This is a genomic window from Shimia gijangensis (assembly GCF_900142085.1).
GTDB lineage: Bacteria > Pseudomonadota > Alphaproteobacteria > Rhodobacterales > Rhodobacteraceae > Shimia > Shimia gijangensis.
On record NZ_FQZQ01000006.1, the window covers coordinates 135,346 to 149,577 of the forward strand.

The 14,232-nt window shown below is 54.6% G+C and carries 14 protein-coding genes and 1 pseudogene; 7 read left to right on the forward strand and 8 right to left on the reverse strand.

All coding sequences use genetic code 11. The annotated features are described in order from the left end of the window. Nucleotides 1-14: 14 nt before the first annotated feature. Nucleotides 15-767 (forward strand): FkbM family methyltransferase, encoded by a 753-nt coding sequence (locus BUC32_RS07330; RefSeq protein ID WP_073251150.1) that lies wholly within the window; start codon nt 15-17, stop codon nt 765-767. Between the two features lie 203 nt (nt 768-970). On the opposite strand, the gene BUC32_RS07335 is transcribed toward BUC32_RS07330, so the two are convergent. The 3 genes from BUC32_RS07335 to rplM form a co-directional block, all read right to left on the reverse strand. Further along, nucleotides 971-1,930 carry an SLAC1 family transporter gene (locus BUC32_RS07335; RefSeq protein WP_073251152.1) on the reverse strand — a complete coding sequence of 320 codons (960 nt, stop codon included), beginning with the start codon at nt 1,928-1,930 and terminating at the stop codon, nt 971-973. Nucleotides 1,931-2,098: 168 nt separating this feature from the next. Then, nucleotides 2,099-2,584 carry a 30S ribosomal protein S9 gene (gene rpsI / locus BUC32_RS07340; RefSeq protein WP_073251154.1) on the reverse strand — a complete coding sequence of 162 codons (486 nt, stop codon included), beginning with the start codon at nt 2,582-2,584 and terminating at the stop codon, nt 2,099-2,101. A gap of 3 nt (nt 2,585-2,587) precedes the next feature. Continuing rightward, a complete protein-coding gene (gene rplM / locus BUC32_RS07345) occupies nt 2,588-3,049 on the reverse strand; it encodes a 50S ribosomal protein L13 (RefSeq protein ID WP_073251156.1) in 462 nt (153 codons plus the stop codon). A gap of 284 nt (nt 3,050-3,333) precedes the next feature. Between rplM and BUC32_RS07350 the strand changes: the two genes are divergently transcribed. Continuing rightward, nucleotides 3,334-3,864, forward strand: a complete 531-nt coding sequence (locus BUC32_RS07350) for a hypothetical protein (protein WP_139280673.1) — start codon at nt 3,334-3,336, stop codon at nt 3,862-3,864. 13 nt (nt 3,865-3,877) lie between these two features. Here BUC32_RS07350 and BUC32_RS07355 read toward each other — a convergent pair whose 3' ends face one another. Beyond that, nucleotides 3,878-4,303, reverse strand: coding sequence for a PaaI family thioesterase (locus BUC32_RS07355; RefSeq protein WP_073251160.1), 426 nt, complete (start codon nt 4,301-4,303; stop codon nt 3,878-3,880). Between the two features lie 47 nt (nt 4,304-4,350). Between BUC32_RS07355 and BUC32_RS07360 the strand changes: the two are divergent. The 4 genes and pseudogenes from BUC32_RS07360 to gluQRS form a co-directional block, all read left to right on the forward strand. Beyond that, nucleotides 4,351-5,145 (forward strand): annotated as a pseudogene (locus tag BUC32_RS07360) (enoyl-CoA hydratase); the annotation flags it as partial. Between the two features lie 324 nt (nt 5,146-5,469). Further along, entirely contained in the window at nt 5,470-6,813 is a 1,344-nt protein-coding gene (gene trmFO, locus BUC32_RS07365) for a methylenetetrahydrofolate--tRNA-(uracil(54)-C(5))-methyltransferase (FADH(2)-oxidizing) TrmFO (RefSeq protein ID WP_073251163.1), read from the forward strand. Nucleotides 6,814-6,849: 36 nt separating this feature from the next. Continuing rightward, nucleotides 6,850-7,464 (forward strand): class I SAM-dependent DNA methyltransferase, encoded by a 615-nt coding sequence (locus BUC32_RS07370; protein WP_073251165.1) that lies wholly within the window; start codon nt 6,850-6,852, stop codon nt 7,462-7,464. Then, complete coding sequence (gene gluQRS / locus BUC32_RS07375) at nt 7,461-8,303, forward strand: tRNA glutamyl-Q(34) synthetase GluQRS (RefSeq protein WP_073251167.1); 843 nt, start codon at nt 7,461-7,463, stop codon at nt 8,301-8,303. Before BUC32_RS07370 ends, gluQRS begins: the two co-directional genes overlap by 4 nt. 49 nt (nt 8,304-8,352) lie before the next feature. Here the strand turns inward: gluQRS and hisI are convergent, their stop codons facing one another. Further along, nucleotides 8,353-8,712 (reverse strand): phosphoribosyl-AMP cyclohydrolase, encoded by a 360-nt coding sequence (gene hisI, locus BUC32_RS07380; protein WP_073251168.1) that lies wholly within the window; start codon nt 8,710-8,712, stop codon nt 8,353-8,355. A 65-nt stretch (nt 8,713-8,777) separates the two neighbouring features. On the opposite strand from hisI, the gene BUC32_RS07385 reads away from it, so the two are divergent. Beyond that, nucleotides 8,778-9,230, forward strand: a complete 453-nt coding sequence (locus BUC32_RS07385; protein ID WP_073251170.1) for an iron-sulfur cluster assembly scaffold protein — start codon at nt 8,778-8,780, stop codon at nt 9,228-9,230. 205 nt (nt 9,231-9,435) lie between these two features. On the opposite strand, the gene BUC32_RS21120 is transcribed toward BUC32_RS07385, so the two are convergent. The 3 genes from BUC32_RS21120 to ligA form a co-directional block, all read right to left on the reverse strand. After that, a complete protein-coding gene (locus tag BUC32_RS21120; RefSeq protein WP_281248967.1) occupies nt 9,436-9,558 on the reverse strand; it encodes a hypothetical protein in 123 nt (40 codons plus the stop codon). A 111-nt stretch (nt 9,559-9,669) separates the two neighbouring features. After that, nucleotides 9,670-11,760 (reverse strand): ATP-dependent DNA helicase RecG, encoded by a 2,091-nt coding sequence (recG, locus tag BUC32_RS07390; protein WP_073251172.1) that lies wholly within the window; start codon nt 11,758-11,760, stop codon nt 9,670-9,672. Further along, a complete protein-coding gene (gene ligA, locus BUC32_RS07395; protein ID WP_073251173.1) occupies nt 11,757-14,189 on the reverse strand; it encodes an NAD-dependent DNA ligase LigA in 2,433 nt (810 codons plus the stop codon). The genes recG and ligA overlap by 4 nt, the downstream gene beginning before the upstream one ends. Between the last annotated feature and the right edge of the window lie 43 nt (nt 14,190-14,232).

Consider the following 14,232-nt stretch of genomic DNA (forward strand, 5'->3'; position numbering starts at 1 on the left):
CCGGGAGACCCAAAATGTCCAAATCTATACTCAACCAAACAATCACCAAGAGCGATCGCCTGAAGCAACTTAAGGAGCGAGAGCGTGGTTACTTTGATTTGGAGTTCATCCGCGCCATGCCGCCAGAGGTTCGCAATCAATGTATTGACCTTCTGGATCAATCTCAAAGTCAGGTGCGTCAAGATTTGTTTGCTCTGGCACAACTGAACTTTAAGCGGAATGGCTTTTTTCTGGAGTTTGGCGCAACTGACGGATTGGCGCATAACAACTCTTTCCTGATGGAATGCCAGTTTGGCTGGAATGGCATCCTGAGCGAGCCTGCAAGGGGTTGGCATGACGCTTTAAAATCCAGGAGGAAATGCATTATCGACACCCGCTGTGTTTGGAAGCTGACAGGCGAGTCCATTCAGTTCACCGAGGCTCCCAGAGGTGAAAACTCGAGCATTTCAGCCTTCTCCAATTCAAAACGGAAGCTGCGCGGTCAAAACTATTCGGTTGAATCCGTGTCGCTGAACGATCTTTTGGATCAGCATAATGCACCCGACATCCTGGATTACGTGTCGATCGACACAGAAGGCAGTGAATTTGAAATCCTGAACGCCTTTGATTTCAAATCACGCGCATTTCGTGTTTTAAATGTCGAACACAATTTTGCACCACAGCGCGAAGATTTGTTCAGGCTGTTGACATCTCACGGCTACAAACGCGTGCTTGAACCCGTGTCGCGGTTTGATGATTGGTACATACGACCAGATCTTTTGGACTGACCATAATTCAACAAAAAGGGTTGCCAGTTGGCAGCCCTTTGAATTTGTATCGTTCGAAATCTTGGACCAAGACGTTGTGGAGCTGTTTGCATGATACTCTCCGGGCACCCAAAGCCCGCTTTCACCCAAAGACCTTTTGGAAAGCGGGATCGGGAATTGTGTCCGGGTGCTGGTCCTGATCACACCGTGCAATGAACCTAGCTTCACGCCCGCGCGGCACCAGATTTTTCGGCCAATTCACCTGTTACCCAAGTCAAGATCGTCATGTAGGCAAGCCCGGAAATCAATGGAGTTCCAATCGCCAACGCGCCATAGACTGAAACCTCGGCAATCACCCCAAAACCGCGCGAAAGCCCCATGACCTGCAATTGCAGAAAGGCGGCGACCGGAAAAGAAAGCGAGCCCCAGACAGGTGTCCAAGGGCGCTTGATCATCCAGGGCGATATCACCAACAGCAGCACAGCAATCGCTGTAGCGAACCAGTAGAAAACCAGGAATCCGATCTCATGTCCAAGAAGGCCAAATCCAATTCCAAAAAGGCAATTTGGCGCCAAGAAAATCGCCAGTGACGGGCGCAAAACAACTGGCATCTGGAGGGGGCGTATCGTGAAGAGCAGACCAATAGTTATTACCACATATGCAACGAGTGCAGCATAGATCAAAGCGACACTTTCCCAGACATAGCCAAGCTGGAGGCCCGCAATTGGCCCCACAACCGGGCCCACAAATGTTAGGTACTGAAACGTAGAAAAATTTCGTTTCTCTGGTGGATCCAGCCAGATCGCCCAACACCCCAAACCACTGGCCACAACCTGCATACCCACGCCCGTCCACCAGACCTGCGGTACCGAAAGACCAAGCGGGATCAAAGCCGCCGCCAACAGCATCATGGCCATGGCTGCTGCGGCAATTCCAGCACGGGCGGGTGCACTTTGCATATCCTCCAGAATGACGGCAGGTCGGGCCACGACCTTTGCCGTATATACCACCAGAAAATAAAGAAAGAAGGCCGATGCGCAGCCCAGAAACAAATCGCCGATTTCATGGGCAAGAGGCAGCACTTCAGACGCATTTCGCCAGCCTAGCCCCAATCCCAGAAGCGCCAGACAGATTGGAAATACAGCTGGCGGTGTGCGACGCCAGAGCGGACGTGCGATATGCATTGACCGGCCTCGTTCGAAAGTGGTTTTACCGGGCTATACAGCCCAATTGCCGGACAGGCAAATGCACCGAACCAAGAATACTGATCCTAAGTCACAACTTGCAGGTCGAAAAAAGGGCGCAACCCGCAGGCGGCACCCTTTGAACTTTGGTACGGTTCGGCGAAAAGCTTAACGCTTCGAGAACTGGAACGAACGACGCGCTTTGCGCTTACCGTATTTCTTACGTTCCACAACGCGGCTGTCGCGTGTCAGGAAGCCCGCGGCCTTCAGAGCACCACGCAGCGAGGGTTCATAAAGCTGCAGAGCTTTCGAAATGCCGTGCTTAACCGCACCGGCCTGACCTGAAAGACCGCCGCCTTTGACAGTTGCATAAACGTCAAACTCACCTTCAACACCGGCAACCTGAAACGGCTGACGCAGGATCATTTGCAGCACGGGGCGTGCAAAATACTTGTCCATAGTACGGCCGTTAACTTCGACCTTACCGGAACCCGGCTTGATCCAAACACGAGCAACAGCGTCTTTACGCTTGCCTGTAGCATATGCACGGCCCAGTTCGTCACGAACAGGTTCACGTGGCGCGGCGACTTCTACGACGGCTTCGATGCCGGCGACTTCGGTCAGCTCTTCGAGCGAATTGATTTGATCAGCCATTGATTAGCTCCGCGTGTTCTTGGAGTTCATGGATTTTACATCCAGAACTTCTGGGCTTTGCGCCTCGTGTGGATGCTCTGCACCTGCATAAACGCGCAGGTTAGTCATAACCTGACGGCTCAGACGGTTGCCTGGCAACATACGTTGTACCGCTTTGGTCACGACACGCTCTGGAAATTTACCTTCCAGAATTTGCTCAGCCGTGCGGGATTTGATGCCGCCCGGGTGACCAGTGTGCCAATAGTAAGTTTTGTCGGTGCGTTTTTTGCCGGTCAGCTGGATCTTGTCCGCGTTGATCACGATGACATTGTCACCCATGTCCATGTGCGGAGTAAAAGATGCCTTGTGCTTGCCGCGCAGGCGCATGGCGACAATCGATGCAAGACGGCCCAGCACGACGCCTTCAGCGTCGATGATGATCCATTTTTTCTCGATGTCTGCCGGTGTAGCAGAAAAGGTTTTCATGTGGGTCTACCCAAGTTTGGTTGACAGATACGCCGATCTCCGGCGTTCCGGAATTCGATGGGCGGGTTATATATACCTCAACCATGCAGTCAAGTGTAGCTTGTCAGGATTTTCTATTTGTTTTCAATGTATTACCAATTAGGTATTATATTACCCCATTACTTGAGGCGTCTTGATGCGTATTTTTGATTATTTACAGACGGAATTCCAGTGGTGCTGCGTTCAAGCCTACCAAGAGTACATACCTTGCATAACTCAAGACGTCCATGAACCCGGAGAGTCCAGTGAAACCCATCCTTGCATCCCTTGCCGCTGTGTCTATGGCGGCCTGCGCGCAGCTAGCACCCCCGACCGGCTCTCCGGTTATGGTGAAAGTAAAACCTTCTGCGGCAGCAAAAGTGACTGTCACAGGCTATAGCATGCCCGTAGTGCGCACGTATCGCACCGACGCCCCCCCCGAGGAAGGTTTAATCTCTGATACTTTTGCCGCATTGGCGGAAAAGACCGAGGTTAAAGGCGTGCATTGCGTCGCCGACTCGCGCGACCTGCATGTTGAGTTCACCTCACCCGCCATGCTCGTGGTGCCAAAACTGAAAGGCGAGCCGCCGGCAATCCATGTTTCCTGTAGCGGCCGTGGGGTCGGTTCAGAATTCCAAATTGTCCCATCACTCGATGGCGCAGGTATGGGAACCGCAATCGGTCCGGTTGCTTTGGTGACAACTGCCGTTGCGTCCGGCGTGGCAATCTCACGGGACGAGTGGACGTATGGCGATACAGAACAGGTGGTCTGGATTCCCGTCTGGCCACAGAACTAGCCTTTTGTCTCAACTAGGAGCGTGTGGGAGGGATCGAGTATGTCATCGTGGCCCTAGCCACTGGCTCTTGTTTTCCATCGGAATACAATAAGATATCCGTCACAGATAGGCTCTTGCCTATTTTCAACAAGGTGGCATGCGCAATCAGATCACGTCCAGCCTCTGGTTTGCGCATGAAATCAAGTGAGCAGCCTGTGGTCACAGCGAGTGCCTGTTTGCCAATCTGGCCCATCGTCGTGACATACGCAGCTACATCGGCCAGCGTGAACATTGTTGGCCCCGAAATAGTGCCCCCAGGACGCAGATGGCTTTCATCCATAGGCATGCGCATTACACAACCGGTTTCATCCAGCCGTTCAACAAAGAATGCCCCTTTGATCTGCGGAAAAACCACATCCAGAAATGCGTTCATCTCAGTGGCCGAGATTTTGACCGTCATGCTTTTCTCCCTGTTCCTATCCGGCTAGGGTTGCCGCAAAGTCACAGGAGAGCAAGATGACAATTCTGGAACGCCGCGACGTTAATTCAGTCGCCCGCCTGACCATGAACGCGCCTGAGCGGTTGAATGCCTTATCGGACGAAATGCTGGCAGCTTTGCAATCCGAGCTGGACGCGCTGCGAGAAGATAGTTCAATTCGGGCGGTTGTCCTTTCTGGGACGGGCAAAGCGTTTTGTGCAGGCCACGACCTGAAGCAAATGACCGCAGGGCGCCAATCCGAAGATGGTGGCAAGGCCTATTTCAAAGACCTTTTCGATCGCTGCGCCCAGATGATGATGTCCGTGCAATCCCTGCCCCAACCTGTCATTGCTCAAGTGCATGGCATCGCCACAGCCGCCGGCTGCCAGCTGGTCGCCACCTGTGATATGGCTGTGGCCGCTGAGGGCACTCGATTTGGCGTAAACGGCGTGAACATTGGCCTGTTCTGCTCCACTCCGATGGTCGCTCTGTCTCGCAATATCCACCGCAAAAAGGCCTTTGAAATGCTGACCACCGGGCAATTCATCGAAGCCGATGCGGCCGAAGCTCTGGGTCTTATCAACCGCGTCGCGCCCTTGGGCGACCTTGAAGAAACGGCTGTGTCACTGGCCGAAACTGTCGCGGCCAAACTTGGCGCGGCAGTAAAGATCGGCAAAGAAGCTTTCTACCGCCAGGTCACAATGACCACCCCCGAGGCCTATGCCTATACAGGCGACGTGATGGTTGAGAACATGCTTAACCGCGACACCGAAGAAGGCATCAGCGCCTTTCTGGAAAAACGTCCCCCCACCTGGGAGCAATAATGGTTTCCAACCCCTAAACGGTGTTTTTCCAATTGATCCGGTTATTTAAGTATCCGATTTGAGGCAAACTAAGCCCACAACGGCGGGTTTGCCCGTCACGCGGCCGGTGGTTTGTTCTTTTCTTGAACGCCTGCATCAACCGGACGCACTTGGGGTGGCTGCCCATTGTAAACCTTAGCCACCCTTCGAACGCAACGCACCCCTTTGTCCAGGGGGTGTTGGATGGCGCGGTTTGGAATTGGGCGACACACTTACCTCTGTTCAAAACCCAAACCGCGCCCAATCCCCCTTTTAAATACCTCTGCTCTGCCCTATGTCGCGCCTATGACACAAGAATTGCATATCGTTGGCGGCGGAATGGCCGGATCCGAGGCCGCATGGCAGGCCGCACACATGGGCGTAAACGTGGTGATCCACGAAATGCGCCCGAACGTGAAAACCTTTGCACACCGCACGGGCCATCTGGCCGAAATGGTGTGTTCCAACTCGTTCCGTTCAGATGATGACGAACAAAACGCGGTTGGCCTGTTACATTGGGAAATGCGGGCTGCAAACGGGCTTATCATGGCGACGGCCGACAAACACCGACTGCCCGCGGGTGGTGCTTTGGCTGTGGACCGTGACCCCTTTGCTGAAAGTGTCACAGAAGCCCTCACGGCCCTGCCCAATGTACGGGTTAAGTACGGCGAGATAACCGAACTGCCATCAGACGGGCATTGGATTTTCGCCACTGGTCCTTTGACTTCTGCCGGGCTAGGGGCGGCCATTCAGGCCGAAACCGGCGCCGAACGTCTGGCATTTTTCGATGCCATTGCCCCCATCGTCTATGCTGAAAGCATCAATATGGACGTGGCCTGGATGCAGTCGCGCTATGACAAGGGCGACACCGAAGCCGAACAAAAAGCCTATCTCAATTGCCCGATGACCAAAGATCAGTACGAGGCCTTCATCGACGCGCTTTTAGCAGCTGACAAGACCGAATTTCACGAAGGCGAAACTGCCGGCTACTTTGATGGCTGCCTGCCGATTGAAGTCATGGCCGAACGGGGCCGTGAAACCCTGCGCTTTGGCCCTATGAAGCCGGTCGGCCTGACCAACTCGCACGATCCGGAAAACAAACCCTACGCAGTGGTTCAGTTGCGCCGGGACAATGCATTAGGAACCCTCCTTAACATTGTGGGATTTCAGACAAAAATGAAATACGGTGCACAAGCCGAGGTGCTCAAAATGATCCCCGGCCTGGAGGGTGCATCCTTTGCCCGTCTCGGCGGCATTCATCGCAATACGTTTATCAATTCCCCGACCCTTTTGGACAATCAGATGCGCATGCATTCGAAGCCAAACATTCGCTTTGCCGGTCAGGTCACTGGTGTTGAAGGTTACGTCGAAAGCGCCGCCATGGGTCTGCTAGCTGGCCGTTTGGCTGCCGCAGAAATCCTTGGTCAATCGCTGGAAACTGCACCGCTCAATACCGCGATGGGTGCACTGGTACACCATATCACCGGTGGCGCAGACGCCAAAACTTTCCAACCAATGAATGTGAATTTTGGCCTGTTTCAACCCGTCGAGGGGCTAAAAAGTGGACGTCGGGGTCGCAAGGATCGCTATAAAGCCTACACAGATCGCGCAAAATCCGACTGGCAAGGGTGGCTCGTCGCACAAAGTTAACTAGACGGCGCGCCTAGAACACGGTTTAGTTCGATCATGAGCAAAACCTTCCTTCAGAACATCTATGATCGCAACAACGTGCCCGACGTAACCGAGCTTTATGATCAATGGGCCGCCACTTACGAAAAAGAGATTTCAGGAAACGGCTATGCCACGCCAAAACGCTGCGCAGAAGCGCTGACGCTCGTGGCTACGGACCTCAACCGTCCGGTGCTGGATTTTGGCTGTGGCACCGGATTATCGGGCATGGCGCTGCGGCTTGCTGGATTTAGGGTGCTGGACGGACGTGATCTCTCGGACGAAATGCTGGATCAGGCCCGTGCCAAAGGGATCTACCGCAACCTCAAACAGGTCGCGCCAGACGGTGGGCTGGCAGGCATCGCCGGACAATATGATCTGATCGCCGCAATTGGAGTGATCGGGGTCGGCGCAGGCCCAGCGTCACTGGTGCAGGATTTGTTAGATGCACTGCCCAAAGGTGGACTGCTGGTGTTCTCATACAATGACCATGTCATGCAGGACGGCGAATATGCCGAGGCTCGCGACGCGGTTCTGGAGAGTGGACTGGCTATTGAACGCCTACGTGAATTTGGCCCACACCTGCCGGGGCAAGGGTTGAACTCTGACGTTTATGTCTTTGAAAAAGCATAATGTTTCGAACAAGATTTGCCCCATCCCCAACCGGACCGCTGCATCTGGGCCACGCTTACTCTGCTCTTCTCGCGCATGATACGGCCCGTCAAAAAAACGGCGAATTCCTTCTGCGTATTGATGATCTCGACCAGTCCCGCGCGCGTGTGCATTGGGAGCAGCAAATCTATGACGACTTAAGATGGCTCGGTATTTCCTGGGATAGCCCGGTTCGACGCCAATCTGAGCACTTTGAAGACTATGCAGCCGCCTTGAATCAGTTGCGCGAAAAAAACCTCACATTTGAGTGCCAATGCTCCCGACGTGACATCGAAACTGCTGCAAATGCCCCGCAAGAAGGCGTACCGGACTTTGGACCAGACGGCCGAATATATCCCGGAACCTGCCGCACACTTGCACTCTCGTCAAACAAGACCACTTGCACCCGCCTCAACATGAAAGCTGCCTGCTCAACCGGTCTTCCCGCTTCATTTATCGAAACCGGCCTGGATCAAACAAGTTCTCAAGAGGTAAACATTGATGACTTGATTGCGACTGTAGGCGATGTCGTTCTGGCACGCCGCGAAATGACCGCTTCGTATCATCTGTCTGTTGTGATTGACGATGCGGCCTGCGGTGTCAGTCATGTCATCCGCGGTCATGACCTGTTCGACGCCACCCGTATTCACGTCTTGCTGCAATCTCTGCTTGGACTTTCCACGCCCGAATATCACCACCACAGGTTAATCCGGGACGAAGATGGCAAGCGCCTTGCCAAACGTGATGACGCCCGTGCCATCGCCAAATACCGCGCGGAAGGAGCCACACCACAGGACATCCGCGCCATGGTGGGTCTCTAACTCCACTGTTTCAGAAATACTCGTGCCGCAGACATGACCAGATGGCCATTCACCCCGTCGGCGACATCAATTCCGTCTCGTCGCCCGCCCGCACTGCGGTATAAAAACAACTCCGCCGGTTGGTGTGGCAAGCAGGACCGGTCTGGCGCACAATCACCAGCAGGCAATCTCGATCACAATCCAGGCGAAAATCCACCAGCTCCTGAACATGCCCCGAACTTTCGCCCTTCACCCAAAAGGATTGGCGCGACCGCGACCAATAGGTCACGCGTCCGCTATCCAATGTGCGCCGAACAGCTTCTGAGTTCATCCAGGCCATCATCAGAATTTCGCTGGTATCGGCGTCCTGCGCAATTGCGGGCACCAGACCTGCATCGTTGTATTTCAAAGTCTCGGGATCAAATGTCATGTCCAAACCCTTTGCATCCTGCTTTGCCTCCTCTATCTAGGAATTACGAAACAAAGGGAACAGCCATGTCCGGCGAAAACGACCTGATCAAACTCTATTCCGGGCGCATTCTGGCGCTTGCTGCTGCCATTCCACACACCGACAGGTTGGCTACCCCACAAGCCACGGTAAAAAAACGCGCACCACTTTGCGGTTCGACCGTGACCGTGGACATCATGCTAGAGAACGGACATATCGCAGATTTCGCTCAGGACGTTAGAGCCTGTGCATTGGGTCAGGCTTCGGCATCCGTTGTGGGTGCAAACGTAATCGGTCGCTCCCAAGGCGAAATTGAATCCGCCCGCGATGCGCTGAAAGATATGCTGAAATCCGACGGCCCAACACCCCCATCCCCTTTTGAAGAACTCGAGGTTCTGAGACCGGCGCGGGAATACAAAAACCGCCATGCATCCATTCTTCTTGCATTGGAAGCAACGCTTGAAGCCATGGATCAGGCCGCGCAGGCGAACTGCGCCTGACACCGTCCACATTGCCAAAAAAACCGCCGCACTTCCAAAAGGAAGGCGGCGGAGGTTTGGTGCGTTCTCGTGGGGACCCGGGACAATTCCGATGGGATCGAGGCAGAACCCTATTCGGGACGAAAGACAGGCAGTGTCAGTCACGATGCATCAAAGTGGGGACAGGATGCGTGGAACTGACCGGCACGAGTGCGCAGGCAGAAACTTAGGCTATTCCGGGCACATGCAGGGCAACAAGCATCATCACGATCAGGGCAACAGCGCCAAAAGAATCCTGAATCAACGTGCTGCGTGAATTACGGATCACGTTTTTGATTTGGGTCATCATGGCGGCGGCTCCTGCTCGAACATTACTTTTGTTGCCTCTTTGTTCTCACACCCTCAACTGCGTGTAAAGAACTTTCTGAGAACATTTGCGAACAAATCGGAACCCTTACGGCTAACCCACTGAAATCAAACGGATCGCCTGATCTTGTTTCATGAGCCATAAAAGAACGCGCGCAGCCTGCCCGCGCGGGCTTTGTAGTGTTGGATCGTCCGCCAGAAGCTTTCGCGCGTCACTTTGTGCCACCGCCATCAACGCAGATTGGGTTTCCATGTCCGCCACGTGGAACTGCGGAACACCCGATTGCACCGTACCTATCAAGTCCCCAGCGCCCCGCATTTGCAGGTCGGTTTCGGCAATGCGAAAACCATCTTCGGTCTCACGCAAGGTCGTCAGGCGCTTTTGGCCCCCTTCCGTCATGGGGGATTGATACATCAACAGGCAGGTTGAAGCCTGCGCACCACGACCAACCCGTCCACGAAGCTGATGCAACTGGGCCAACCCGAAGATCTCGGCCCGCTCAATCACCATGATCGTTGCATTAGGCACGTCAACACCAACTTCGATCACGGTTGTGGCCACCAAAACACTGGTGTCGCCTCTTTCAAACGCCGCCATCGCTGCGTCTTTGTCAGCAGGGGGCATTTGGCCGTGCACAAGCCCAACAACCCCTTCACCCATTGCTGCACGCAGGTGTTTGAACCTTTCCTCAGCCGCCGTCAGGTCCAGGCTCTCGCTCTCATCCACCAAGGGACACACCCAATAGGCTTGTTTGCCTTCACTCACAGCCTTGCGCAGATGCCCTACCACTTCGTCTATACGTCCAGCCGACACCAAAGCCGTCGTGATCGGCTGACGACCGGGAGGCTTTTCATCCAGAACAGACACATCCATATCGCCATATTGCGCCAGTGACAGGGATCGCGGGATCGGCGTGGCCGTCATGACCAGAACATCTGCACCCTCACCTTTTTTACCCAACTCAAGCCGTTGGCGCACACCAAAGCGATGTTGCTCATCAATAATGGCCAACCGAAGGTCGCCAAATTGCACGTCCTGCTGAAACACAGCATGGGTGCCGACCAATATGTGAATGTCACCGCGCGCCAATGCATCTAGTTTGGCTTTGCGTTCTTTGCCTTTGTCGCGCCCGGTCAGGATTTCCAATACCACGCCTGCGCTTTCGGCCAGCGGACGCAGACCTTGCAAATGCTGCCGCGCTAGAATTTCCGTCGGTGCCATCATCACACCCTGTCCGCGTGCTTCGACCGCTACTAAAAGCGCCATAAAAGCCACGAGGGTTTTGCCAGCTCCGACGTCCCCCTGAAGTAATCGGTTCATCCGCAAAGGTGTGCCCATATCGCGCGTGATTTCTTCGATCGCGCGCTCTTGGGCTTTGGTGGGTTGATAAGGCAACGCAGAACGCACTTTGCTCTGCAATTTTCCCGTAGCTTCGCTGATTATTCCTTTGGCGCGCTGCAGTTTTTCGCGTGCCAAAGCCAACGTCAACTGATGGGCAAAAAACTCGTCATAGGCCAATCGTTCGCGCGCCGGGGCCATTGCAGCTAAGTCTTTTAGCCCTGTGGGCGCATGTGCGTCACGCAAGGCATCTGTCCAATCAGGCCATTTTGACTGTGATTTCTGGGTCGGATCTATCCATTCCACAAGATCTGGTGCCCGCGCCACCGCCGATTGCGCAGCCTTTGACATGACTTTGAGCGTCACCCCCGAGGTCAACGCATACACCGGTTCATAAGCAGGAATGGACGCGGCCTGATCCAAAGGCAGAATATGGTCTGGGTGAACCATTTGCGCCACCCCGTCGAACATTTCAACTCGCCCGGAAACCAAACGTCGCTCGCCAGTCGGCAGGATTTTTTGCAAGTAATCTCCACGCGCATGAAAGAACACCAGCTGAAAAGAGGTGCGCGCGTCTTCGACGGTTATGCGGTAAGCCGCGCCACGATTACGCCCGGGCCGATGGGCTCCGACCAGCACTTCAACAGTCACAACTTCGGGCAGTTCCACATCCAGAACTGAGTCGCGCTGGCAGCGATCCACACCGGAATACGGCAGCGAAAACAACATATCACGCGGCTTTTCAATACCGATTTGCCCCATGTGCTGCGCAGTTTTGGGCCCGACTCCATCTAACGTGGTCAAATCCGCAAATAGCGGAAACAGGGATTCCGGACGACCGCTCATAGCCCCTCAATCAGTTCCAGCCAGGCCTGTTCATCGATGGTTTCCACACCCAGATCAGCCGCTTTCTTTGCTTTGGATCCTGCGCCGAGACCTGCCACCAGGATGTCGGTCTTACCCGAAACAGATCCCGACACCTTAGCGCCCAGGCTTTCGGCTCGGGCCTTGGCCTCGGCGCGGGTCATCTGTTCCAGCGTGCCGGTAAAAACCACGGTCTTACCCGCGACGGGGCTTTCGCTGTCGGGCGCGTCGGGCGGGATCACGGTCAGATGCGCCACAAGCCTGTCGATGGCCGCACGTTCCACCGGGTTGGCCATGGCGTCGGACAACGACTGGCCCACTGTTGTGCCAATGCCGTCGATGCCAATCAGATCCTGCCATGCATCGCTGGCGTCTGCGTCGACGTGCAAATCTGCAATGGCTCGATCGCGGCTTTCCTTGATGCGGGCACGGCGGGATTCGGTGTTGGCAGCGATGCGTTCGGTCGCTTCGGCCTCGTCCGCAGCACGATTGGCCAGTGCTGCGGGACGGGCCAGATCCAATGCATCAACCAGCGCGTTCCAATCGGCATAATGCAGCGCGATATCCTTGGCGGCAACCTCGCCTACGTGGCGAATTCCCAGTGAAAACAACAAGCGTGCGAAAGGAACCTGACGTTTTTCTGTAATGGCTGCAAACAGGTTGGCGGCACTTTGTTCGCCCCAGCCCTTGGTGTCCGCCAGAAGCTTTTTACCCGTTTCATGAATTGAGTTAATCACTTTGTTCGGATCAAAGTGAGAAAAGTCCACCCCCCATAGGTTTAGAATACTGCGAAACTCGAGCGATTGTTCGGTCGGTTCTTTTAACAACTCACTTTGAATTCGTTCGCACGCCTTGGGCAGAAACTTGTCGCCTGCCGTATCCCGTTTCAGCAGACTGAACAGGTCGGCTGGTTCCGATATCCAACCAAGCCAATAAAATCCGGCAACTTGTTTGACGCCTAAACCTTCGATGTCAAAGGTCTTGCGACCGACAAAATGTTTCAGCTTTTCGACTGCCTGTGCCGGACAGATCAGCCCACCAGTGCAGCGGCGCACTGCATCGCCCTCTTCGCGTACCGCAGAAGAGCCGCACTCAGGGCACACAGTCGGAAAATCAAAAGGTAAGCTGTCATCAGGGCGTTTGGACAGATCGACATCAGCCACCTTGGGGATCACATCCCCGGCACGATAAACTTGAATCCAATCGCCGATCCGAATGTCTTTGCCGCCACGGATTTCTTCGCCCTTGCTGTCGCGGCCCTGTATGTAATCTTCGTTGTGCAGCGTCGCATTGGACACCACCACGCCTCCGACAGTGACTGGGGTCAGGCGCGCAACGGGTGACAAAGCTCCGGTGCGTCCAACCTGAATGTCGATGGCCTCAAGGCGGGTCCAGGCCAGCTCTGCCGGAAACTTATGCGCCACGGCCCAACGTGGTGTGGTCGCGCGAAACCCCAAGCGGGATTGTAAATCTAGGCGGTCTACTTTGTAGACAACGCCGTCGATGTCATAGCCCAAAGTAGCACGTTGCGCTTCAATACGCCGATAATGGGAAATCATCTCATCAGGTCCGTCACACAAAGCCGTAAGAGCATTGGTGACAAAGCCAAGTGAGGCCAACCGCTCAATCGCCCCATTTTGCGTTTCTGCCAAGGGAGAACTCAACTCTCCCCAAGCGTAGGCGAAGAAACGCAAAGGCCGTGAACGCGTGACGGACGCATCCAGTTGCCGCAATGATCCTGCAGCGGCATTTCGGGGATTAGCGAACCGCGTCAAAGATTTTTTGCCTGCCAGCGTCCGTTTTTCATTGTCCAGATCAATGCGCGCGTTCAATGCCTCAAAATCTGCGTGGCTCATATAGACTTCACCGCGCACTTCAAGAATATCAGGCGCGCCCTGAATTTCTTGTGGAATGTCAGTAATCATGCGGGCATTCTCGGTGACATTTTCACCGGTGGCACCATCCCCCCGAGTGGCAGCCTGTATCAATTTGCCACTCTCATAGCGCAACGACAGGCTAAGACCGTCAATTTTGGGTTCGGCTGTGTAGAAAATATCTTGGGTTTCAAGCCCAAGGTATTTGCGTACTCGTTCATCAAAATCGACAACATCTGTGTCCTCAAAGGCATTCCCCAAGGACAGCATCGCAACGGCGTGGGTGATTTTGCCGAACCCATCCACCGGAGCCGCCCCAACCTGTTCACTTGGGCTGTCAGGTCGTTTCAGATCGGGAAAGGCCGCCTCAATTGCTGTATTGCGCCGCTTTATCGCGTCATAGTCTGCATCGGAAATATCCGGTGCATCCTTGGCGTGATAGGCAGTATTCGCTTCACCCAAGACGGCCGCAAGCCGCGCGAGTTCCGCTTCGGCCTGCTCCTTGGTCATCGTGGCAATGTCGATCTCAACCGTCATCGCGGCGCTCCCTGTCACGTTTTTTTAAGTGATAGGGGTCAGC